This window comes from Thermococcus sp. LS2 (assembly GCF_012027375.1).
In the GTDB taxonomy this organism is placed as follows: domain Archaea; phylum Methanobacteriota_B; class Thermococci; order Thermococcales; family Thermococcaceae; genus Thermococcus_B.
In genome coordinates this window covers 308891-331077 of record NZ_SNUI01000001.1, presented here as the reverse complement: position 1 = coordinate 331077, position 22187 = coordinate 308891, and the positions used below count along the sequence as shown (strand labels likewise).

Here is a 22187-nt window from a genome sequence, read left to right as displayed (position 1 = left end):
AGTTTGCAAAAAATGAAGAGTACAGAAATGTACAGCAATTAGTCTGCGGGTATTACCTTATCCCCTTCTATCCAGAATTCGCCCTCATCAGTTACCTCTCTCTTCCAAATGGGGACTCTTTTTTTGACTTCGTCAACTGCCCACATGCAGGCTTCAAAAGCTTCTCTTCTGTGCTTTCCGGCTGTGACTATTAATATTGTATTTTCCCCGACTTCGAGCTCACCATAGCGATGCCATATCAAGATTTCCTCAATTGGAAACTTTTCCTTTGCTTCTTGCCTTATTTTCTCCATTTCTTTGAGAGCCATCTCCTCGTAGGCTTCATAAATCAGCTTCTTCACTTTTCGTCCGTGGCTTTCTTCCCTAACTTTGCCTAAAAAGATTACAATGCCTCCAGTTTTTCTTGAAGAAACTAGCTCAATAGCTTTATCAACGTCAAAATCCTCTGGCTTTTTAAACAGCTTTGCAAACATTTTTAACCCTCCAGAAATTCATTAAGCGGCAGATTTTTCCTTGGATTTTTGAAAACTAAAACATCTGAAACCCCAAAGACTTCATGTTCCATCTTAGTTATGAGTTTGAAATCTTTAAAGAAAATGCTCCCTATACCTAATATTCCAGCTATATCCCAGAGTCTGTGCTCCTCTTCGCTAACTTTTTCAAAGCCAGGTATCTTGTAGTACGTTCTCTTGAACGTGCCTCTCTTTAAATTATACCCTTCGTGAACTGAAATCACAGTATACTCCTCTGTCTTAGTTTCGACAAGGAAATCTCTGTAACCTACCCTATAGAGAATGTTGAACACTCTGTCTGATTCCTCCATTAGGAAAATACCATCTTCTTTAAGAACATAAGAGACGTTAGCAAAAATCTTTATGGTTTCAAAAGGGTCAAAATGGGGCATTGTTAATCCCCATAACATGGCAACATCATAATGGGATTCTTCAAAATATCTATGCAGCTCTCTGATATCTGCTGTCACAGTGTTTGCCTTTGCATTCTTAACTTCATATGCTTTAATCCACCTATCAACGAAATGCAGGTCTTTTTCCCTAAGGTCAACAGCCGTCAGCTCAACTTTAACTCCTCTCTCACCAAGAACCTTGGCTAATGCAACACCAGCAATTCCAGTTCCAGCCGCTAAGTCTAGAATTACGATTTCCTCTTTGCTCTCGATAATCCCATCTTCGATTAAACTGCTAAAAACTCTCACAATTTTCTCAAATCTTTTTCTTGCACCTTCATCATCTGGGTGCATGGGCCAATGAAGAAACTCATAGAGTTCTTCAAGACTCATCTTAATCCCTCAACAGCTAATTCTTAGTGCAAGACTTTAAACCTTACCACTGATGTCAAAAGTTTTAAGTCGACAAGGTTTACACACATGAATTTTAGCTGAAATGCAAAAATAGGACGGGAAGTAAAAAGAGCTTACTTTTTCTATGTTCCAAAAATAGGGGTTAGAGCGCTCTTTGAAGATTCTGAATTACCAGAATATCTGCTTAAACATGCATTGGAGCTTGGATTGGCAAAAAACTTAAATAAGGAGGAGCTTCTCCAGAGACTGGAGGAATAAGTATGAATGGAGTTTCACTCATAACACTTTTCCTCAATAGAGGCAAATCACCTAAAAGCTCTTGGGAGTGGAAAAAGATGGAGTGGGATGAGTTCCTAAAAGAGATTGAAGAAAATCCTTTTCTCTTAATGGGATTGCTGATGATAGTCTTAGGTATTCTGTCTTTGAGCAAAATATTGGTTTGGATGGGTGTCTTCATGGTGATAATGATAGTGCTGTTGACGGGGGAATTCGACAATTAAAATAATGGAGATGCTGTTTGATGACAGTGATGAAGAAGATTGAACTGCTTGGGAGATACATGCTCATCATCTGCGGAATTCTTATGATTGTGGGTGCCTTGCTCTTAGGTAAAGCAGAGTTCATTGGATGGGGACTTTTCCAGATATTCACTGCTATGGCTCTCACCGAGCGTAGCGATCTCTGCAGGAAATTTGGAATCTTTGGTCTTCTCTTTGGAGGGATAATCATGCTCATCATCAGTGCCGCTGGAAGGGACACCTATTCCCTGGTGCTCAGCATATTTATGCTCAACCTTGGAATGCTGTTCTTAACGGGAAAAGCTAAAGGTGGTGGGTTTAAATGAAGACATTCCTTATTTTTGCCCTCTGGCTTGTGACGATCATTGTTCCTCCCTTGGTAATGAGATACTGGGGAAGGAAAATCCTCGCAGAAGAGCTGCCAAAGAAGGAGAAGAACTACAGGTTGCAGAAGATTGAGGTTCTCTGCATCTTCGGAGCCTTAGTTATTTATCTCCCAGGAATGATAGCCCTTGGAATCCTTGACTGGGCATCCAACTTGGTAGACAAGCTTCCTTTACCTGCGATAATTGAGGTTTTTGCATTTGCGGCAATTGTTCTCTTCCCGCTTCTCATCTCAATCTTCCTCATCATCTACGAGACCGTTAAAATTGGGGTAAATATTACGGAGGAAAGGATTGAAAATCCAAAAAAGGAAGTTTTAAAGGCTCTGGCTCTAATTCTTGGCCCAATCTTTGGCTTTGCCTTCATCTGGGTGTTGCTGATTCTGTATCTTCCAAGCAGTTTAACTTCAAAGTGGTGGTTTAACCTTACCATGTATGCTCTTTTGGTACTCATCTTCTTTGCTGTCTTTCCGCTTATTCTCATTAGGATTGGGCCGAGGAGCGACCTTGACCCTGATCTTAAGGCCGAGCTCGTGAAGTTCTGCGAGGAGCAGGGAATCATGGTTAGGGACATCCTCGTCAAGGGTAAGCCGGGGCAGAGGCTTGCAAATGCTATGGTGACGGGAATAATTCCCAGATACCGCTACGTTGTTCTAACGCGCGGTCTCGTCGAGAACTTCGAGGAAGATGAAATTAAGGCAGTTTTGGCCCATGAAATTGGGCACATAAAAGGAAAACACCTCTGGATTAATGCTACACTAACGATTGGCTGGTTCGTCTTCTGGATTGGAGTTGTTTATGCCCTTCACAAGTTCGGCATTAAACTCTTTTCCTCACCATGGGTCTTCTTTGGTGTTTTCTTCTTCGCTTACTTTACGTATCTCTTCATAATTGAAGCCAAAATTGCCCTTAGAAATGAGTTCAAAGCCGACGAATTTGCTGCAAAAGTCGTGGGTAAAGAGGCAACAATTAGGGCTTTAGAAAAGTTGGCTGAATTAAATTTAACTCCCAAAAGAACGGGTAAGTGGTTTAACTTTTTGAGCTTTCATCCTTCAATCGAAGAACGGATAAAGCATCTTGAGGAGGTAGAGGAATGAAAAAGTTGGGAATTCTGCTGGTTGGAATACTTTTAGTTGGTTTAGTTGCTGGTTGTATTGGAGAAAAAGAATCGACTTCCACAACATCAACGACTACTCAAACCCCAACACACTTAACTCAAGCAACTTCAACAACCCACTCAGAGACATCAGAAACAATGACATCTTCAACAACTACAACGTCAACTAAAACAATGACCCCAACAGAAACCCAATCTACAACTCCAACTCAAACACAAGTCAAGCCAAAAATTTACACAAGGGAAGAGCTCTTGGAAAACTTGGAAAAGATAAAGAGCTTTACATACTTGGAGAACACAAGTGTAACATTTGATGTGAAAATAGAGCAAGGAAATACCACAGTTAACGCTGGTGAAGTAAGCATAATTTCAAAGAAAGTTGGCTACATTGATTTAGAAGCTTATGAGGCAGACATAAACACAACTATGACGACTTTTCCTGGAGGGGGCTCGAGCTTTACAAGGCAGATAATAAAAAATGGGGAAGTTTACCTCTATGCCAACGGAATGTGGCAAAAGCTCACTAACGAAACCCTAGGGGTACCTCCAGAGAAGTTGCTCAATTTAACTTGGAAGTACAACCTTGTGAGCCTTGTTAAGCTCTACCTACAAAAAGAACCTCGAAATGCAACCATCGTTAACGGAAGCCAGATTTTCTACTACAACATAAGTGATGAGGACTTAAAGTGCATTATTGAGGCATTCCTTGGAACTGCTGAAAACGAAAACATGACAATAAGCTTCAGCAACGGAATAATGGAGGTAGTCTTCAAGAATGGACAGCTCTACGGCGGTAGACTGATGTACAATATGGAGATTAGAATAAAAGCTCAAGACTTGGAAGGAAAGCCGATGGAAATCATCGAGATAGGTAAGGAGTACGACGAATTTGTGATAAAAGAAGTTAATGTGAGGAAGAAAGTTGAAGCTCCAAAAGGGGAAGTCAGGGCTTAGATGAGCTCAACAATCTCAAAGGAGCCATGGGCTAAATCCACTATCAATAGCTTGTTTGCTAGCACTTCCCCATAACCCGTAATCAGCTTAATGACTTCAGCTGCTTGGATGGTTCCAATGACTCCAGCGGTTGCTCCTAAAATCGGAAACTTTTCTTTTTTCTTTGGGGGTTTTGGAAATATCTCTCTCAAACATTTTGTCTTTCCAGGAATTATGGTTGTAACCTGCCCAAACATGCCTTCAACGGCTCCATGAACCAGAGGAATTCCTCTTTTGTGTGCGAACTCATCTAAAAGATACCTTGTTTCAAAATTATCTAGGCAATCAACAATAACGTCAACATCATCCAGAACTTCTTCAATATTCTCTTCTGTAAGCCTTCCTACAAATGTTTCAACTTTTATGTCTGAATTGAATCTCTCAAGCTTCCACTTGGCCGATATTGGCTTTGGATTCTTATCTATGTCCTCCTCCCAGTGGAGTATCTGCCTGTTTAAATTGCTCAACTCTGGAGTCTGCTCATCAATTAGAAGTAAAGTTCCAACTCCTGCAGCTGCCAAATAATAGGCAACTGGACTTCCAAGCCCTCCAACTCCAACGACAGCTACCTTGGCTTTTTTGAGCTTTTCTTGACCATCTACTCCAAAAATTCTAATTTGCCTGTCATATCTTTCAAGGTCTCTTTCGGTTAGCATCTCAACCACCGCTTGCCGGCGGAAAGAGGGCAACAACGTCTCCATCTTTTAGTTCTTCATCAAAGCTTACATAGTTTCCATTTCTCGAAACATTAACGTCAGCATCTTCATTCTGGGCAAAAACTTCATTCTTGAACTTTGGATGCCTTTCTTTTATAATTTCGATTAAATCTCTCACCTTAGCGCCATCTGGGAGCTCTATAATCTCCTCGCTAACTCCTGCCAGCTCTCTGAAGCGGGCAAAATACTTTACCTTAACCTTCATGTTATCACCAAGAGATTTAACCATCTCACTTTAAAAAAAGTTTGTGTAAAGCTTAAATGTTTACCAAGGAACGCTCTTCCACTTCATTTTGTATGCAAATATGTTGGCAAACCAGTGAATGAAAGGTGTGACTGTCAGTAAAAACAAAACTTGCCCAGTTAAAAGTGTCTTTATGGGATACGCCAAAATTAAAGCTGTGATTAGGAATCCCCACTGGTCTAAGCCTACAGCTGGATAACCACGGGGCATTCCTATTCTTCTCTTTATGAAGCTACCAATTAAATCGCCGAGAAGAGCTCCTAACGATAGAGCAAATCCTAATTTTAGCGCCATGGTGAAAGAGCCGTAGAAATTGGGAGTTATATAATACTGAACAACAGCGATAAGGGTTCCTGTGAACAATCCTCCAAAGAATCCTCTCCAAGTTTTCCCATCTCCTAAAATTCGTCTACCATCTCTGAACTTCTTTCCAAAATCCATGGGGGTTCTTCCTTTAAATATCACCGGAGATGCATTTGCGAAGTATGCTGGGAGAATGTACCAAAGTGCCTCAAGCAGAGGATTCATTTAACCACCTGTATGATTTACTTGCTTTCCTTTTTAAGCTCTTCCTTTTCAAGCTCCTCCAGGTATAGTATCAGCTTCTCAAGGAGCTTTTCTTCATCACTCCTTATGAGTAGCTTTACAATTTTTTCAGTTATCTCGTTCCTTTTGAGCATAAATTTAAGCTTTTCCCGTATTTTTTGTGCTTCTTCACTTTTATCATTCTTAATTTCTTCAAGAGCTTTTTGAACATTTATCTTTGTTTGGTGGATATCTTCAAGGAGCTTGTTGTAATATGCTGCTTTCCTCCACTCTTTTAGGTTTTTTATTGCTGTGAAGTAGGCCTTTTTATCTCCCGGCTTTTTAACCCTTGTAACTAAGCCGACGCTTTCGAGGAGCTTTAAAGCAGAGCTTACATGAGAAATTGAATATCCTGTTTTCTCTGCGATTTCACCTAAACTTAACGGTTCATCTGCAAAGAACAAGACGCCGTAAATGTACCCATAGAGCTCGCTCAGTCCAAACCTTCTTGCGGCATTTGCAAAGTGGTTCATTATGATTCTCCTAGCTTCTTCGATTCCCAACACAATCACCTCGCAGAGATTAGAGTCTCAGTATATAAAATACCTCTATTTTCTTTTAAAATTTCGTTTCTAAGCTCGTTTAGTCTTTTCAGATCTTCAACTTCCACTTTGGCAATGACATCATAGTCCCCATATAGTACGTATGCCTCTTTAACCTCCGGAATCTTTTTGAGGTTTTCTGCAATTTCATTTTCCCTCCCGTTTTGGGCTGTAATTAGGATAAATGCTATCATTTTCAAACCTCCTAAGATTGTACCAAAAGATTTTTAAGCTTTCTTAATTATAAAACTTTCGGAAATTTCCGAAAGTTGGGGGGATTGAAATGCTCAAAAAATTATCAAAGATCATCGTCGAGTACAGAGTTGCCTTCGGTTTAATTGCGATATTCTTGCTCATCCTTTCATTCTACGGCATGACAAAGCTCAGCTTTGAGAGTGATCTATCTAAACAGCTTCCTGAAAACTTGAAGGCAGTGAAGGACTATTATGCACTTCAGGATGAATTCCAAAGCGGAGATGTTGCCATAATTATAGTGAAGGTTAACAGCGTAGAGGAAGGGGGTGTTTATGACATAAGGGATCCGCAAGTAATCCAGGCAATCTACGAGCTTGAGCAGAGGCTTAGACAACATGAATATGTAACGGGCACAATAAGCATAGCTGACATATATGTTCAAACTCTTGGAAGATTGCCAGAAAACGAAGATGAAGTGCGGTTCGTTCTGGATATGCTCCCTGAGGAAGCTAAACAAGGATTGATAAGCTCTGATTATAGAACAACGATGATAGTGGTGACCTTAAACAGAGAAAAAGATTCTAAAGTCTTGCAGAGGGTTTATGAAGAACTCCAAGAGGACATTAATGAAGTAAAGTTTCCTAAAAACGTTGAAGTTGTTCAAACTGGAACTGTTGGAATTGCCTATAGACTTTTGAAGCTTTTGCAGAGCGATTTAAATAAAACTATGGGAGTTGCTTTTCTGATTGTCGTTTTGATACTGCTCTACTTCTATCGCTCTCCAATAAAAGCCGCAGTTCCCCTTATTCCCCTCATCTTTGGGGTTATAATGACTCTCGGATTTATGGGGCTTTTGGGCATTCCCCTTGACATGGCAACTACAACCGTCGGTGCTATGCTGATAGGTATGGGTATTGATTATGGTGTTCACGTAACGAACAGATATTACGAAGAGAGAAAGAAGGGAAGGAGCATTGAAGATGCAGCAGAAGAAGCCATAGCTGAAACAGGTAAAGCTCTGCTTGGAGCTGCGTTGACAACCATAGCTGGATTTGCAGCGTTAAGCCTTTCCATATTGCCTTCACTGCAGAGGTTGAGTGTTGCTTTAATAATGGGTTTGAGCTTAGCAGCATTGAACGCTGTGGTGATAACTCCAGCGATCATAATTCTGGAGGAGGACTTAAGGAAAAAGTTCACTGGTCAGTATGAGATTCCAGAGATTAGAGCTCATTCAGGAGTTGTGGCTAGGGTTTTTGAAAGCCTTGGAAGAACAGTTAGGGATCATCCAAAGAGCTTCTTGGCGTTAGTGCTTATTGTGACTCTGTTCTTTGGGTACGGCTTGACCAAAGTGACTACTGAGGTCAGGCTTGAGAAGATGATTCCAGAGGGAATACCAGAGATAGAGGTGATGAAAGACGTTAGGTATGAATTCGGCGGTCAAGATGAAGTAGATGTTTTGGTGAAAGCAGATGACGTTAGAGATCCAAGCGTCGTTAGGGCCATTTACCGCTTTGAACAGAGCGTTAAAGCAGATTCTTACTATAACAACGTCTTTGAAGCTAATAGCATCGCCGACATTGTGATTCAGAAGTACGGCTACATTCCCAATGATAAGGAGAAGATAAAGAAAGCTCTGGAGGAATATCAAGGGCAGAGCTTGGTGAACTCAGATTATTCAATGGCAGTAATTCAGTTTAAAGGAAACTTCATGGGAGTTACACAAGATCAGTTTAGGGGAATAATGAAGTATTTTGAGAATGAAGTTGAAAATGCCGACTTTCCACCAGGAGTGCAGGTTTCTCTGGCTGGAGAGACTTATTTGAGCTATGTCTTGGATGACTTAACGAACCAAGAACTCGGTAAAATCTCAACCTACGGAACGCTCTTTGTGCTTCTCATAGTCATTCTACTCTTCAGAAACGCAAAGCTCTCAGTAGCGATGGCAATGCCGATGTTCCTTGGTGCACTGTGGACTGTCGGCTACATGGGCTGGGCCGGAATTCCATTCAGCCAAACACTGGCTGGAATTATCTCAATGATTGTAGGTTTAGGAGTGGACTACGGAATGCATCTAACTCACAGATTCATGGAGGAACTAGATGAAGGAAATCCGCACCCAATAGTTACTGCTGTCAAAAGCGTTGGCCCTGGAATCTTGATTGGTGGTTTAACAACTGCTGGTGGATTTTTGGCTCTGCTGGTTGGCCAGCTAACTCCAATCCACGATTTAGGAAAAACTTTGGCTGTTGGTATATTTTCCTCAATGTTCGCTGCTTTCCTTGTTACCCCTGCTTTACTGCAGATATTTTATGGAAAAAGGATTAGAGGTGATGGAGAATGAGAAAAATGGGAATTTTAATTGGTCTTTTGCTTATTTCAAGCCTCTTTAACGTAGTTTTAGCTCAAGATACATTGCTCTTTGAAGGTTACTTGAATAAAGGGGAGTACCTCCTCGTTGGTCCATTAGTGATAACGGTGGCAGATGTTCAGAAGAACTATCTAAACAATACATACCAAGCCTTAATCGTTGTCACAAAAGACGGAAAAGTGCTTAATACAGTTGCAACTCCAGTAATAACTCCAAATACAGCTTTAATTCAGAGTCTGCTCAGCAACCAAACCTTCTTAATCTTAATGGGAGAAACGCTCGGCTACAACATGACAGATGCACAAGACCAATTGGCATTCTACCAATGGCTACAAACAGCAAGCGAGGAAGAAATATTTAACGCGATACTTGCAACCATTCAAGCACATCCAGAACTCGGGTTGACCCCTCGGGATTTGGTCAACGTTCAGATAAAGTACAACTACATAAGTGAAAACGAGACAATTGAGCTTGATGTTGATGGTGAGAAAGTTACAATTACGGCACTTCAAATATATCCAAACGGTGCAAAGCTCAGCATAAGCGGTCCCTATGGATGGAAAGCATCAACATTGCCTGCTTTCATAACAACCAGCATAGAAATTCCAGAGAAGGTCAATCCCGGTAATGAGTTCACGATAAAGGTTCACCTAAAGAACGAAGGTGCTTTAAAAGCGAGATACATCAATGTTATAGTTTCCCCGATGCCAATGAGTATGAGTGAGGAGGAGCAAGGAAGTTCAAGCAATGCTTTAGCTCAAGCTTTAACTCAAAGCGGTGTCGTTCAAAGTCTTTTAATGCCTGTCGATACTGCAACGAAGTATATAGAGTATCTCGAAGGAAAGGAAGAGAAAACTTTGGAATTCAAATTTAAGGTTAATGAGAATGCTGCTCCAGGCATTTATCCGGTTTATGTAACTGTAATCTATTCAGTTGGAATGGGAGAGAGCTTGCAGCAGATGCAGAGCTTCAACTACGCTGGAATTACCGTTGCAAGGGAAAGTGATGCAACTTTTGTAATTGAAAGCGTTGAAAAGCCGGATGTTGTTTATCCGGGAGAGGACTTTGAGGTTAAAGTGAAGCTCAGGAACGTTGGTGGAGAGGAAGCTAAGAATGTTCTGGTAGCTCTTGAGCCAGTTATAACCCCGAACATTCAGGATTCCTCACAACTTCCAAAAGTTTCGCCTGAGAAAGCTATATTAATAAGCAACAACTCAAATCAGTACTACACTGCGATTGTAAGGGCAAATGGGGAAGTCGAATACAAGTTCAAGCTCCACGTTTCTGAGAACGCAAAGACTGGAAGCTATCCTGTAAACCTAAAGCTCACCTACTACAGTGGAGACGCAAAGGAGTCAAAGAGCCAGAGCTTTGAGTTCTCAGTTCAAGTGCTTAGAAAAAGAGAGGCATTTATAGAAATTGAAAGCATTGAAATGAGTCCAAAGAAAATTGAGCCAGGAGATGAGTTCACGCTTAAGATTAAGATCAAAAACGTTGGAGAGGAAACTGCAAGGGCCTTTGAGCTTAAGATTTTGCCCTACAAAGCTGAAGTTCAGGGAGAGATAAAGAACGTTGATTTGTCATCTCTTCAGAATTTGCCCATCCAAGGAAGCCAAGCTATAGGCGAAAACCTTCAAACAGCCTTAAACCAGATAATGCAGGAGTTAGCTAAGAGGAACGTTGAAGCGTTTTTGCCAATTGGTGAAGACAACTCAAAGTACGTCAGTGAAATACAGCCAAATCAGGAGGTAACATTGGAGTTCCACATAAAAGCTAACGATAGATTGGAAAACGGAGTTTATCCACTGAGAATAGGAATTGAGTATCTCTCAACTCCAGACGACGAGAAAGTGAGCGATGAGCGCTTAATGGGTATCAACGTCCTTGGAAAGGAGGAACTGATAATCTCAAAAGTTTCAACTTCCCCAAGCAGAGTTTTAGCAGGAACAAACAATGTTGAGGTAAGTCTTGAAGTTGAGAACATTGGAAGCGGAACTGCGAGATATATTCTCCTTAAGCCAAAGCCTAAAGATCCATTCGAGCTAAGCGAGACGAGCGAGCAGGTAATAAACCTTGGAACTTTAAGACAAGGGGATTCAGCTAAAGCTGTCTTCAGGATTAACGTAAAAGATGGAATTAAAGGAGGAACCTACGAGATTCCAGTTGAAATCACTTACAAAGACTCATTGGGAGAAACGAAGAGCATAACTCTAACTGTTCCAATAATAGTGAACGACAAGCCGAAGATAGTAGTTGAAAGCGTCAGGTTCGACAAAACACCGATGCAGGGTGAAGATGTCAAAGTTTATGTCAAAGTCAAGAACGTTGGCGGAGAGCAGGCAGAGAATGTTATCATTGAGGGAGTCGTTAAAGCCAGCCAGCCATTTACACTAACTAAAAGAACTGACTACATAGGAACTCTCGATCCCGGAAAGAGCGGAGAAGGAGTCATAGAGCTGAGCATAAACAGGGACGCGATTCCAAAGGAGTATACAATCCAAGTTAGAATCAGGGCTGTTGGAGACAAGGAAAGTGGAGATGACAACGTTTACGTCTTTGAGGACAGCATAAAGGTTCCAGTGGAGGAAAACACGAAGCAAGCTCACACACTGAAGTATCTTGGCGTCGGTATTGGAGTGTTAGCAGTTTTGGCAATTATTATTACTTATCTAAAGAGAAGGGAGTGAGCTTTTCCCTTTTTCCTTTTTTTAGAAAACTTTAAACGGTCTTTGTAGTGATTATCTATGTAGGTGGTGGAGGTGAGAGTTGTTAAAATAATAATTGGAGTACTGCTAATTCTGATAGTGTGGCTTGGATATTTAGGGTACTCTGCAATGAGCTTAAAACCCAAAATAACTGCTGAGTGGGGATATGTTGGCGATAAGACAACTGAACTGTGGCTTCACATATATTTGGGCAAGGGGTTACCGATTTCCATAGATGTGAAGAATGTTACAATAGAATGGGCTGGAGTTAAAATTGGAAAAATTGAGAACATGAAGCTCGGCTTTATGCAGGACAGGGTTGATGGAGTTCTGGTCCTTGACAACTACAAGGCTATTGAAGCTTTAGAGAACCACATAAAGAACGATGAAAAAAGCAGTGTGAAGATCACTGTTCAAGCATCAATATTTGGCGTCCCTCTCTTTAAAAAAGACTTCACCCAAGAAGTTGAGACAGACATCTTATCTTACTTCAACATAACGACGGAAAGTACTGGAGATTTGATAAAGACGCCAGCGGTTGAAGGAATTTCCTCAAAATGGGGACCAATAACGAACGATTCAATAACAATCTTCAGCAATATCAAGCTTTACAACCCAAACAGCTTTCCAATTCCAGTATCTGGTGTAGTGTTTGATACAGTGGTAGATGGATACAAAGTTGCTGACGGGGAGCTAATTAAACCAGTGATTTTACCCGCTAAAGGAACAGCAATTGCTGAAGTTAAGATAAAAATTGACACATCACTGCTTCCAAAAGTTTGGGCCGAGCATATAAAACGTGGAGAAGAAAGCGATGTGTCCATTCACATATACCTTCGTGCAAAGGTTCTGAACAGCGACATCAAGATTAAAGTTGCAGATGTCCAAAAGAAAATCAAGACAGATATCATTGACCAGATCAATTCTATGCTCCAAGGTTAAAGCTAAACTTTAAATTTCCTTTACCTTTCTCTTTTCTGGAGGTGAGAAGGTGGATTTACTTGAGATTCACAACTTGCTCAACTTTATCTGGGGGGAGATATTTAGGCTTAATGAAGAGCTGAAGGAAAAACTTAAGCCTTTGGGATTTGAAGTTGAGCCAGTTGAGGAGGTATTTAACGCTTACCTCTACCTTGATGGAGAATGGAGGGAAATGCTCTATCCTCATCCAGCCTTTGAAGTTAAGCCAGGTGGAGAAATTGGGGCAACTTTGCAAGGATTTTACTTTGTGTTTGGCATTCTCAAAGATAAGATAAGTGAAGAATTCATAAGGGAGTTTGTCCAAAAGTTCAAAAAATCATATATTTATGGAAGCGAGAACTTTCTTGAAGATTTTTACAATTACCAGCATCCTAAAGAGCTAGATAAAGTGTTTGAGGAGATAAGAGGGAGTAATGAAGAGCTCATAAACTTTGAAGTTGGGGAGCTGAGTGTTGAAGAACTAAAAGAGTATCTCTTTGAGTTTATTGAGCTCATCAAAAAATATGGTCTTTTTGATCTCTAAGGTGGTATCATGTATCTTGACGCATTTCCAGAAGAACTTCAAGAATACTATAGAAAGCTATTTGGGGGAGAGGCTGAAATACTAATGCAGAAGCTTAGAGAGCCTGTGGAGAAATATTACATAAGGGTCAACACACTTAAGATAAGCAGGGACAGGCTGATTGAAGAGCTTAAGAGGGAAGGACTTAAGCCCAAGCGAAGCCCCTATCTTGAAGAAGGCGTTTATTTTGAGAGGGAAGGCCCAAATTTCCCTGATAATTACAACCCAAATCTTCCAACTGTTGTTGCAAACAAATATGCAGCTGAAAGTGTGTATCAAGGCGCGATGCTCTATGCTCCGGGTGTCCTTAAAGCAGATAAGGGTATTAAAGAGGGCGATGAAGTGCAGATAAGAGATCCAAAAGGTCTTTTGGTTGGAATTGGGATAGCGAAGATGGACGCAAAGGAGATGATAAAAGCCACCAGAGGAGTTGCTGTTGAAGTAACTCTGCCGAAGTTCAAGCTCCCGAGCTTAAGTGAGCTCAAAAGCTTCGAGAAAGGTTACTTTTACCCTCAAAGTTTGCCTTCTATGATAACTGCCAGGATTCTCGAGCCCAGTGAAGATGACTTAATCATTGATATGGCAGCTGCTCCGGGAGGCAAAACCACTCACTTAGCCCAGCTCATGCAGAATAGAGGAGAAATCATCGCAATTGATAAATCTAGAAACAGACTTAAGAAGATGGAGGAAACATTAAAGCGCTTGGGAGTTAAAAATGTCAAATTAGTTCACATGGACTCAAGGAATCTGCCAGAGTTGGGCTTAAAGGCAGACAAGATTCTGCTCGATGCTCCGTGCACAGCTTTAGGAGTCAGACCTAAACTCTGGGAGAGCAGAACGCCGAAAGAGATAATGGCAACAGCTCGCTATCAGAGGCACTTTATAAATGCTGCAATAAAGAGCTTAAGGAATGGTGGGATTTTAGTATATTCAACGTGCACTCTTAGCTATGAGGAGAACGAAGGAAACGTTAAGTATATGCTTAAAAAGGGATTGAAGCTTGAAGGGCAATCAATTTTCATAGGCTCTCCTGGGATAGGAATCAAGGAAGTGCAGCGCTTTTATCCTCACAAACATTTAACTCAAGGATTCTTCATAGCAAAGCTGAGGAAGGTGAGGGAATGAAGAAAAAGAGAATTCCAATGATAATCATTGGAATTTTGGTAATATTTGCTCTCATCTGGTGGGCTGGGATAGATGAAACCATAATGTTAGTGATGAGTGCTGACATCAACTATCTTCTCTTAGCTTTGGCAATGCAAATCTTGGCGACTTTGGCATGGGCTTTGAGGTGGGGGGTGTTTTTGAAAACAGCGGGCATTCAAGTTGGATTTAAACAAATACTCATGGCCACCCTCATCGGTGTGTTTTTCAACAACATAACACCAGGAGCGAGAGCTGGTGGGGAACCTGCAAGGATGGTTGTTATCAGCAAAGAATCCAAAAGCGGCTATGGACAGGTTTTTGCAACTATAATGGCAGATAGGATCCTCGACGTCATTCCAGTTATGGTGTTTACGTTCATAGCTTTCAAATATGCCTTGAGCTTGAGGATACACATTTTGCTTTTAGTTCTTTCAATTTCGACAGTTTCGCTGATGGTAATTCTAACTGTTTCAATTCTATTGTCTTTCAATGAGAAGCTCGCAATGAAGTTCCTTAAGTGGATCATAGGTATCTTAAAGAGGATCTTCCCAAAGAAGTTTGAGGATATAGAAGAGAAGCTCGAAGAGAGGCTCAAAAAATCAATATTTGAGTTCAAAGAAACATTAGTTGAACTTTCAAAAGACAAAGCAGTTTTGATAAAGACGATGTTTTACTCATTTGCTCTCTGGATTTTCATGATTCTCAGGACGTACTTTGTCTTTGAGAGCATAGGTTATCCTCTTGAGCTTTACAAAATTCTCATGGTTCAGATGGCTGGGATAGCGTTGGGAATGATAAGCATCCTCCCCGGAGGTGTTGGCATAACGGAAGCAGTGAATTCGGCCCTCTACTTAAGCTTGAGTATAAACAAGAGCTTAGCAGTCACCGCAACAGTGATTGACAGGTTTATTTCCTTCTGGCTTCCGAGCATAGTTGGTGGAGCTTTGAGCATTTATTTGGGTGTTAAAAGTGGAGGAATTAAAGAAAAATCTTAACATTTTAGTCTGTCCTCGCTGTGGAGGTGAGTTAGGGCTTAAGGAAAATTATTTATTTTGTGAGCGCTGTAATTTAAAATATCCCATCGTTGATGGTATTCCTCAGCTTGTGGTGAGTGTTAATGAAGTTTGGCGTAGTGGCGAGAAGGGATAAGGAGGCGGCATTAAAGCTGGCGTACAGAGTTTACGATTTCCTCAAGGTTAGTGGATTTGAGGTTTTTGTGGATATCGAGACTCATAAACACTTTCCCCATTTTAACGAGGAAGATGTTGTTCCTCTTGAGAATATGGATGTTGATGTTATAATTGCGATTGGAGGAGATGGGACTATCTTAAGGATTGAGCACCGCACCAAAAAGGACATTCCAATTTTAGGGATTAACATGGGGACGTTGGGCTTTTTAACTGAAGTGGAGCCAAATGAAGCATTTTTTGCCATAAATAAGCTGATTGAAGGTGATTACTACATCGACGAAAGAATAAAGCTGAGGACTTATTTAAATGGAGAAAACACCGTTCCAGACGCTTTGAATGAAGTTGCAATCTTAACTGGAATTCCTGGTAAGATAATGCACTTAAAATATTACGTTGATGATGGGTTGGCTGATGAAGTTCGCTCTGATGGCCTTATAGTTTCAACTCCCACTGGATCAACAGGCTATGCGATGTCTGCAGGTGGGCCTTTTTTAGACCCGAGGATTGATGGAATTGTTATAGCTCCTCTTGCTCCAATAGCATTAAGCTCTCGCCCAATGGTCGTTCCGGCGACTTCTAAGATCAGCATTAGAGTCATGACTCTAAACAGAAACGTCATTCTGGCAATTGATGGTCAATTTTATACATATTTGAGCCCAGATGTTGAAATAACTATTAAAAAGTCTCCTAGAAAAACAAAGTTCATTCGCTTTTCTAAAGAGATATATCCAAAATACACTCTGAAAATCAAGAAGAAGTTTTGAATTTCTGCTTTTCTCTGATGATGTTAGCAAGTGGGGAGTAAAATTGGAAACACAAATCTTGTTGGAGTTTTTAGTGTTTTTAAAAAGATTAACTTAGACTGATTTTTAGATACATTAGAGCCGATATCGATAAAAAACTCAGTTACAAGAGTATTGTGTGGTGGTATTAGTGGTTGCATTTAAAAAATTATTAACATATGAGGGACTGGTAGAATATTTAAGAAAAAAAGGGTATAAAGAAATTAGAGAGGGTGAATTTGTTATCGGTTCTTATGATGGTGAGCCCGGAATCGAGTTGCTTGTTGTGAGGAAAGGCGATAGTTATAGAGAGTCTCTTGACAAATTGAGAAAGGAAATTGAAGAATCTGTTGGGAATGAGAGAAAGAAATATGGTATTCTTTTTGTGGATAATTATATTGTCTTTTTGAGAAAAGTCATGTGGGGTTTAGCTCCCAAAGTAGTTGTTCTTAGGAAATCCCTTGACAAAATAACCCCCGCGTTTGAAAAGAAATTCAAGAAGTTTTTGCAAGATGTAGCGGATCCTGAAAGATGGGAATTTCTATTTGATAGAACAGATGTCATTGAGGAATTCTACCAATTGTATCTTAAAGCAAGGGAAAATTTAATCAGAAATATTGGAGGAATCTCTGATGATAAAAAGAAGGAGGAGTTCGCAGATAATTTGGTGATGCAATTATTGATAATTTGGTATCTCCAAGAAAAGGGCTTTTTGGATGGCAACCCAAGATATCTTATTGACAAATTTAGGGAGTATAAGAATCTTGGGTTCAAAACCTATTATGAATTTCTGCTTAACCTTTTTGGAATTATGAAAAGTGGGCCCAGGAAAGATGTTGATGATAGGTTTGGGAAAATTGTTGTTACAGGTCCTGCTCCCTTTTTAAGTGAGGATGGGGACTTTGATGATCTTTTGCAAAAGGTGGAAATTCCCGATAATGTGTTTTATATTGATAACGCTACCGAAAAATTGATTAAAGTGGACCCTAAGGGGCTTACTCCAGAGGATGTGCCAATTCTGAACTTATTTGAAAGTAGGGATTGGGCTGAGGGTAATATTGATGAGTTTGTTCTAGGTGCAATCTTTGAGAAGCTGATGACCGCAGAAGAAAGAAAAGAAAAAGGTGCTTATTATACTCCCGAAGTAATTACAAGGTACATCTCAGAGAATACAATATATCCTTATCTCGTCGACAAAATAAACGAGAGATTTGGCACGAATTATAAAACTCTCCAAGAATTCTTTGAAAAAGAGAGGGATGTTGAAAAATACAAATATCTGTATGAGACTCTGCAGGATTTGAGGATAGTAGATCCTGCTTGTGGAAGCGGGCACTTTTTAGAGACTGCGATAGATGTTTTAGTTGAAATCTATGAAGTTCTTAAAAAGAAAGCAGAAGAGCTAGGATTCAATGAAGGCATTTTCTCAATAATAATAGCTGATGAAAACGGCAATATCCAAAGAGAGGATTTGTTTTCAATTTCTAATGAAGATGAATTTAAGCTAAAAGTGAAGTTTCACGTAATAATCCCAAAGAACATCTATGGTGTGGACATCCAGAGAAGTGCCATTAATGTTGCGAGGGCTAGGATGTTCCTAACTCTTGCAAAGCATTTTGATGCTAAAAAGAGAATCTTTGTTGAATTTCCTAACGCCCACTTTAATCTGAGAAGTGGAAATAGTTTAATAGGCTTTGTTGATTTCTCTGGTTTTGAAAGAAATGCCATAAAAGAAAAACAGACAACCTTAACAGAGTTTCTAAGCAGAACCACTAAGAAAGAAATATCAAAACCAAGAAGATCGCTTCATTTGAGTATTACGAAGGAACTTGAGGATTATTTAAAGAGAATGGATAAACAATTGGGGATCAGGATATTTGAGTTGGTTAAAGAGATAAAGAAAATATATGAACAGCCAGTTAGTGTTGAAGGTATCAAGAAGGTTCTTGAGTTCAAAGCCAAACTGATGAATATTATGCTTGTCTCCCTGAATTTAAAGTTTGCAAAGGAAATACGAGACCTTTTGGAGTATGTTACTGAGGCATTTAACAGTAACCTTAACGAGGAATTCTTATATTACCTCGAGAAAAGAGGAGTTATACTCACTCAGAAAGATTTAGAAAAAATTGGATACTTCCACTGGATATTGGAGTTTCCAGAAGTATTCTACGAGTCCAAAAAGGCTGAAAGAAGGGGATTTGATATTATTATCGGAAATCCACCTTATGGTGATATACTTTCAGATATTGAAAAAAGGATCGTTACTCGGTTATATGTGGTCAGTACATCTGAAGGAGAATTGAAAGGAACTAGAAATGCTGCAGGGCTGTTCATAGAGAGAGCTTTTCAATTATTAAGGTATCAGGGGTATTTTGGCATGATAGTGCCCAAATCCCTTTTGTATATTGAGGAATGGGGCAGAGTTAGAGCACTCCTGTTAACAAAAGTTGATCTTAGAAGAGTCGTGGATAACAGCAGGGCATTTGGAGACGTGAAATTAGAAATGTGCACGATCATCTATAAAAAGTCACCTCCCATCTCTGAGCATGTAATTGTGCATAACTTGTATATTGGCCGCTTATCTAAGTATTCTACTTCACCAACAAAGATTCCTAGAAGCTTTCTAACTACGGAGCGCTTTATTACGGAATTTGATGAGAATAGGTTAAGATTGTATGAGCTTATTACTTCTAAAAGCATCAGATTGGGTGAAATCTCTAAAAATTATAGGGGTCTCAGTTTAAACCGGTATGTGCAGGATTCTTTGTCAAGCAATGATATGATTCCGATAATTAGGGGCAAGGACATTGGGAGGTATAAAATAAGAGGGTTTGGCTATATTCATAAGAAGATGCTAGAAAAATCAGGTGGATTTACTCCAGGGGATATTATAACTCAGAGAATTGTCGCACACATTGAGAATCCTGTGCCTCATATTGAATTAATGAGCACAATCCCGCCATCTTCCAACGTCCCTAATGTTAATACTGTTACTAACTTTAAACTCAACGAAAAAGCCGCTGCACTTGGAATAACGCCAAAATACGTGGTGGCACTTCTTAATTCTGATATTTTAAACTGGTTCGTTTATAAATACATCTACGTGAACGCCATAAGGAGCATGGATTTTGTTGGGAAATACGCGGATCAGACACCGATTCTAATTCCAAAGAATGAGAAGTTCGTAAAGATAGTTGAGAGGATGGTAGATTACATTCTCTTTTTAGAAACCTTAAATGATGACTCTGAGCTGCGAAAAATAACTAGATACTTTAAAGGCCTAATTAATGCAATTATTTCCCTTGGATATCTAGAGGAGATTGTTGGAAATATAAATCTCTACAGTTTCGTTGAGTATTTAGATTCTAAATTGATACAAATTCCGTATGATAGGTATCATCATCTTTACTGGGAATCTACTTTAACACAACAAAGAATGCAAGAGGAAAACAGCTTAGATGAACTGAAGAAAGAAATTTTGGGGATGATTATCCGGAGTTATAATGGAGTTGTTAATGATATCTTAGTTAAAAGTGTACTCTCAACTTTGAAGGCACACCCCCTAGTACGGATTTTTAAGATACAATAATACTTTTAAACTTATAACCACTCAAAATATAACAATATTACTTTATGGAGGAAAATCAAATGACTCCATGGGCAGTAAATAGATCAAGAGATAGAGAGCGGGGAGAGAGAAGTGAATTGAGATTTAAGGATGAATTAGAGAAACACTCTTCTTATGAAGTTAGGCTAAATCAGCAAAATGTGAACGGAGCTTACAAAATATGTGGATATATTGGCCCAGATGCCCTTATTATTAGAGATAACTGTCCGATAGTATGGGTAGAAATAAAGAGAAAGTATCCAACTTCTACCTGCCACTTCGGAATTGAATTATACCGTTTGGCTGATTACTTGAAAATCGAGGAACTCTTAGGTCTTCCTGTGTACTATGTTATACATGTTGACTACGCAGAAGGTAAAAAGGGGGCTGAAAAATACGTTCAAAATTGTGGGCTATCTAAAGACATCTGGCTGTGGGCTAAATTTTCAGATCTTTGGGAAAAAGCAAAGGAGAATATTGGTATAATTAAACAAGACTTCTTAAGTTATGATAATGTGAAGTTTAACGGGAAAATCACTGATGACGAAATTTTAGGGTATATATCAGAAATACGAAGAAAAGAGAAGAGAATCTATATAGAATTTGATGAGGCATCAAAATTTTTAGAGGCTTGTGAAGATGAATATTCTCAAGACATTGCATTGATGAGACTGGCTGATAAAAGTTATTACAGCGGAAATAGGGGGACAAAAGCAACAGTTGTTTATTTTCCGGTACTATGGTTCAAGAAAGGCCTCAATGCCTTAAAGAGTGAGCTTGAGAGCACTGGATGCTTGCCTCAAGCGAGATATCTCTTAAAACAGTTGCCGAATTCTAATGATTCTCTCATTAAATTCCTTGAAAGGATAGACGTTGAAAAAATGAAGGCTAAAACTGGAGAGTTTCCATTTGAAAAAACGGCTGATGGATCTTGGATAGTCAAGTATGGTATAAAAATTACAAAGGACGGGAAACTGGAAAAATTGTGGTAAATGCGTATGAAAGTGAAATATTTTAAAAATGCTAGTATAACGCATTTGGGGAGAAAAAATGAATGAAATCTTGACTCACAATGAGTTGGTGGATGTGGTCTCACAAGCAATTTTGAAGAAGTACCGAGACCACTTTAAAGATATGTTCATAACAAATGTGTCTATCGATTTTCCAAAACCCGATTTTATATATATGCCCTATAGATTTGTTGAGATGAGAAAGATTACACCTAAAAAACTTAAAAATTTGGTAAGTGTTGATTCTGGAATTATGGTTCCAGTAGCCTTTGAGCTAAAGCCTCCTTATGCAATGAAGCATGAATATTTAACGGCTATTGGCCAAGCATTGGCATATACCCTTGTTTTTCCTGTTTCGTATCTCGTCATTCCAGAGTTCTCGATTAGAGAAGATTTCGACGGTGTTCAGTTTGTCGAAAAAATCATAACTAGGCATAATTTGAAAATTGGGATCATCTCATACAATAGCAATAATCCAAATAAAGTTGAGCTGATAAGAGAAGCTGAGCCTATATATGATACACTGGATTCGGATACTGTTAGTGCTATGATTACCAAAATAAAGCGCTCTTATTCTTATTGGAGGGATACAAGGCCTGAAGAGGTTTATGATGTCTTAAAAATAGTAGAGAGAGTAATGTTGGAAAAAAGAGAATCATCGAGTATTATGGATGATGTATTCAATCGTGTTTGGGAAGAAATATTGTCTTCACGCTTTAGTGAAGCTAGTAAGAATTCATACATACTCAATTACAAATTGTTTTTTGTCCAAAATGGATTGATTGACAAAAATGGTAAGATTACAGCTCTGGGATTGAACTTGCTACTGTTGGGGGAGAGATTAGGAAGTGATAGTAATGAATTTAGGGATTTGGTAACTTACGTTCTGCTTATTTATGGGGGCCATTATCAAGTTTTGTCGAAGATTTATAAAATTCAAGAAGCAATGAAGGAGACTATGAATGATGAGTGTCTACTAGATGAAAGCAAATGGCTTGAATGTATTAAAACAAATTGAAGGAAGAGTACAATTTTTACATAAGCACGGAAGATTTTAGATTTGACAGAATCAGACTTCCCTATGCTTACGATAAATATTTCGGAAAAATCGCTAGAAAAAAGTTCTATCCTGGACATGGCATGATAATTGACTTCCCTAGAATCTTTGATATCATAAATAAGGGTTCAACTCTGTTTAATGTATAGGCAATCTGACAGTAAGCCA

The 22187-nt window shown here is 39.4% G+C and carries 23 protein-coding genes; 16 read left to right on the top strand and 7 right to left on the bottom strand.

Translation table 11 applies throughout. The features are described 5' to 3' along the window. Positions 1-38: 38 nt before the first annotated feature. Together E3E24_RS01730 and E3E24_RS01725 are read right to left on the bottom strand one after the other, a co-directional pair. Positions 39-473, bottom strand: a complete 435-nt coding sequence (locus E3E24_RS01730; RefSeq protein ID WP_167915534.1) for a molybdenum cofactor biosynthesis protein MoaE — start codon at positions 471-473, stop codon at positions 39-41. A 2-nt stretch (positions 474-475) separates the two neighbouring features. After that, a complete protein-coding gene (locus E3E24_RS01725) occupies positions 476-1297 on the bottom strand; it encodes a class I SAM-dependent methyltransferase (protein ID WP_167915533.1) in 822 nt (273 codons plus the stop codon). Between the two features lie 281 nt (positions 1298-1578). On the opposite strand from E3E24_RS01725, the gene E3E24_RS01720 reads away from it, so the two are divergent. The 4 genes from E3E24_RS01720 to E3E24_RS01705 are packed head-to-tail and all read left to right on the top strand — an operon-like array spanning position 1579 to position 4290. Continuing rightward, positions 1579-1818, top strand: a complete 240-nt coding sequence (locus E3E24_RS01720) for a hypothetical protein (protein WP_167915532.1) — start codon at positions 1579-1581, stop codon at positions 1816-1818. 20 nt (positions 1819-1838) lie between these two features. After that, positions 1839-2162, top strand: a complete 324-nt coding sequence (locus tag E3E24_RS01715; RefSeq protein WP_167915531.1) for a hypothetical protein — start codon at positions 1839-1841, stop codon at positions 2160-2162. Continuing rightward, positions 2159-3316 (top strand): M48 family metalloprotease, encoded by a 1158-nt coding sequence (locus E3E24_RS01710; protein ID WP_167915530.1) that lies wholly within the window; start codon positions 2159-2161, stop codon positions 3314-3316. The genes E3E24_RS01715 and E3E24_RS01710 overlap by 4 nt, the downstream gene beginning before the upstream one ends. Further along, entirely contained in the window at positions 3313-4290 is a 978-nt protein-coding gene (locus E3E24_RS01705; RefSeq protein WP_167915529.1) for a hypothetical protein, read from the top strand. The genes E3E24_RS01710 and E3E24_RS01705 overlap by 4 nt, the downstream gene beginning before the upstream one ends. Here E3E24_RS01705 and E3E24_RS01700 read toward each other — a convergent pair. The 5 genes from E3E24_RS01700 to E3E24_RS01680 are packed head-to-tail and all read right to left on the bottom strand — an operon-like array spanning position 4287 to position 6610. Beyond that, on the bottom strand, positions 4287-4985 hold the full coding sequence (locus E3E24_RS01700; protein WP_167886364.1) for a ThiF family adenylyltransferase: 699 nt from the start codon (positions 4983-4985) through the stop codon (positions 4287-4289). The two genes, E3E24_RS01705 and E3E24_RS01700, sit on opposite strands and share 4 nt — an antisense overlap. 1 nt (position 4986) lies before the next feature. Beyond that, positions 4987-5250 carry a ubiquitin-like small modifier protein 1 gene (locus tag E3E24_RS01695; protein WP_167886363.1) on the bottom strand — a complete coding sequence of 88 codons (264 nt, stop codon included), beginning with the start codon at positions 5248-5250 and terminating at the stop codon, positions 4987-4989. Positions 5251-5310: 60 nt separating this feature from the next. Beyond that, on the bottom strand, positions 5311-5817 hold the full coding sequence (locus tag E3E24_RS01690; protein ID WP_167886362.1) for a CDP-2,3-bis-(O-geranylgeranyl)-sn-glycerol synthase: 507 nt from the start codon (positions 5815-5817) through the stop codon (positions 5311-5313). Positions 5818-5834: 17 nt separating this feature from the next. Continuing rightward, complete coding sequence (locus tag E3E24_RS01685) at positions 5835-6377, bottom strand: GbsR/MarR family transcriptional regulator (RefSeq protein ID WP_167886361.1); 543 nt, start codon at positions 6375-6377, stop codon at positions 5835-5837. 5 nt (positions 6378-6382) lie between these two features. Next, complete coding sequence (locus E3E24_RS01680) at positions 6383-6610, bottom strand: Lrp/AsnC ligand binding domain-containing protein (RefSeq protein WP_167886360.1); 228 nt, start codon at positions 6608-6610, stop codon at positions 6383-6385. An 89-nt stretch (positions 6611-6699) separates the two neighbouring features. Here E3E24_RS01680 and E3E24_RS01675 point away from each other — a divergent pair, with 89 nt between their 5' ends. The 12 genes from E3E24_RS01675 (at position 6700) to E3E24_RS01620 (ending at position 22168) form a co-directional block, all read left to right on the top strand. Next, on the top strand, positions 6700-8952 hold the full coding sequence (locus E3E24_RS01675; RefSeq protein ID WP_167915528.1) for a hydrophobe/amphiphile efflux-3 (HAE3) family transporter: 2253 nt from the start codon (positions 6700-6702) through the stop codon (positions 8950-8952). Beyond that, positions 8949-11666 (top strand): COG1361 S-layer family protein, encoded by a 2718-nt coding sequence (locus tag E3E24_RS01670; protein WP_167886358.1) that lies wholly within the window; start codon positions 8949-8951, stop codon positions 11664-11666. The genes E3E24_RS01675 and E3E24_RS01670 overlap by 4 nt, the downstream gene beginning before the upstream one ends. A 72-nt stretch (positions 11667-11738) precedes the next feature. Beyond that, positions 11739-12626, top strand: coding sequence for an LEA type 2 family protein (locus E3E24_RS01665; protein ID WP_167915527.1), 888 nt, complete (start codon positions 11739-11741; stop codon positions 12624-12626). Between the two features lie 49 nt (positions 12627-12675). Next, on the top strand, positions 12676-13188 hold the full coding sequence (locus tag E3E24_RS01660; RefSeq protein WP_167886356.1) for a DUF3201 domain-containing protein: 513 nt from the start codon (positions 12676-12678) through the stop codon (positions 13186-13188). Positions 13189-13197: 9 nt separating this feature from the next. Further along, complete coding sequence (locus tag E3E24_RS01655) at positions 13198-14352, top strand: RsmB/NOP family class I SAM-dependent RNA methyltransferase (protein ID WP_167886355.1); 1155 nt, start codon at positions 13198-13200, stop codon at positions 14350-14352. Then, the gene (locus tag E3E24_RS01650; RefSeq protein ID WP_167886354.1) at positions 14349-15368 is read left to right on the top strand and encodes a flippase-like domain-containing protein; all 1020 of its coding nucleotides are present in this window, start codon (positions 14349-14351) and stop codon (positions 15366-15368) included. Before E3E24_RS01655 ends, E3E24_RS01650 begins: the two co-directional genes overlap by 4 nt. After that, positions 15343-15522, top strand: a complete 180-nt coding sequence (locus E3E24_RS13030) for a Trm112 family protein (RefSeq protein WP_167886353.1) — start codon at positions 15343-15345, stop codon at positions 15520-15522. Before E3E24_RS01650 ends, E3E24_RS13030 begins: the two co-directional genes overlap by 26 nt. Continuing rightward, the gene (locus E3E24_RS01640; RefSeq protein ID WP_167886352.1) at positions 15491-16327 is read left to right on the top strand and encodes an NAD(+) kinase; all 837 of its coding nucleotides are present in this window, start codon (positions 15491-15493) and stop codon (positions 16325-16327) included. Before E3E24_RS13030 ends, E3E24_RS01640 begins: the two co-directional genes overlap by 32 nt. Before the next feature lie 169 nt (positions 16328-16496). Continuing rightward, positions 16497-19934: an N-6 DNA methylase gene (locus E3E24_RS13015; protein ID WP_167886351.1), complete on the top strand. Its 3438-nt coding sequence runs from the start codon at positions 16497-16499 to the stop codon at positions 19932-19934. Positions 19935-19978: 44 nt separating this feature from the next. Next, positions 19979-20944 carry a hypothetical protein gene (locus E3E24_RS01630; protein WP_167915526.1) on the top strand — a complete coding sequence of 322 codons (966 nt, stop codon included), beginning with the start codon at positions 19979-19981 and terminating at the stop codon, positions 20942-20944. 58 nt (positions 20945-21002) lie between these two features. Next, a complete protein-coding gene (locus E3E24_RS01625; protein ID WP_167915525.1) occupies positions 21003-21980 on the top strand; it encodes a hypothetical protein in 978 nt (325 codons plus the stop codon). Continuing rightward, positions 21977-22168, top strand: coding sequence for a hypothetical protein (locus tag E3E24_RS01620; RefSeq protein WP_167915524.1), 192 nt, complete (start codon positions 21977-21979; stop codon positions 22166-22168). Before E3E24_RS01625 ends, E3E24_RS01620 begins: the two co-directional genes overlap by 4 nt. Positions 22169-22187 lie beyond the last annotated feature (19 nt).

Bases quoted from the DNA above. Each gene is read 5' to 3' on its own strand.
- E3E24_RS01730 (WP_167915534.1), bottom strand. From the start codon at position 473: ATGTTTGCAAAGCTGTTTAAAAAGCCAGAGGATTTTGACGTTGATAAA.
- E3E24_RS01725 (WP_167915533.1), bottom strand. From the start codon at position 1,297: ATGAGTCTTGAAGAACTCTATGAGTTTCTTCATTGGCCCATGCACCCA.
- E3E24_RS01720 (WP_167915532.1), top strand. From the start codon at position 1,579: ATGAATGGAGTTTCACTCATAACACTTTTCCTCAATAGAGGCAAATCA.
- E3E24_RS01715 (WP_167915531.1), top strand. From the start codon at position 1,839: ATGACAGTGATGAAGAAGATTGAACTGCTTGGGAGATACATGCTCATC.
- E3E24_RS01710 (WP_167915530.1), top strand. From the start codon at position 2,159: ATGAAGACATTCCTTATTTTTGCCCTCTGGCTTGTGACGATCATTGTT.
- E3E24_RS01705 (WP_167915529.1), top strand. From the start codon at position 3,313: ATGAAAAAGTTGGGAATTCTGCTGGTTGGAATACTTTTAGTTGGTTTA.
- E3E24_RS01700 (WP_167886364.1), bottom strand. From the start codon at position 4,985: ATGCTAACCGAAAGAGACCTTGAAAGATATGACAGGCAAATTAGAATT.
- E3E24_RS01695 (WP_167886363.1), bottom strand. From the start codon at position 5,250: ATGAAGGTTAAGGTAAAGTATTTTGCCCGCTTCAGAGAGCTGGCAGGA.
- E3E24_RS01690 (WP_167886362.1), bottom strand. From the start codon at position 5,817: ATGAATCCTCTGCTTGAGGCACTTTGGTACATTCTCCCAGCATACTTC.
- E3E24_RS01680 (WP_167886360.1), bottom strand. From the start codon at position 6,610: ATGATAGCATTTATCCTAATTACAGCCCAAAACGGGAGGGAAAATGAA.
- E3E24_RS01675 (WP_167915528.1), top strand. From the start codon at position 6,700: ATGCTCAAAAAATTATCAAAGATCATCGTCGAGTACAGAGTTGCCTTC.
- E3E24_RS01670 (WP_167886358.1), top strand. From the start codon at position 8,949: ATGAGAAAAATGGGAATTTTAATTGGTCTTTTGCTTATTTCAAGCCTC.
- E3E24_RS01655 (WP_167886355.1), top strand. From the start codon at position 13,198: ATGTATCTTGACGCATTTCCAGAAGAACTTCAAGAATACTATAGAAAG.
- E3E24_RS01650 (WP_167886354.1), top strand. From the start codon at position 14,349: ATGAAGAAAAAGAGAATTCCAATGATAATCATTGGAATTTTGGTAATA.
- E3E24_RS01640 (WP_167886352.1), top strand. From the start codon at position 15,491: ATGAAGTTTGGCGTAGTGGCGAGAAGGGATAAGGAGGCGGCATTAAAG.
- E3E24_RS01630 (WP_167915526.1), top strand. From the start codon at position 19,979: ATGGAGGAAAATCAAATGACTCCATGGGCAGTAAATAGATCAAGAGAT.
- E3E24_RS01625 (WP_167915525.1), top strand. From the start codon at position 21,003: ATGAATGAAATCTTGACTCACAATGAGTTGGTGGATGTGGTCTCACAA.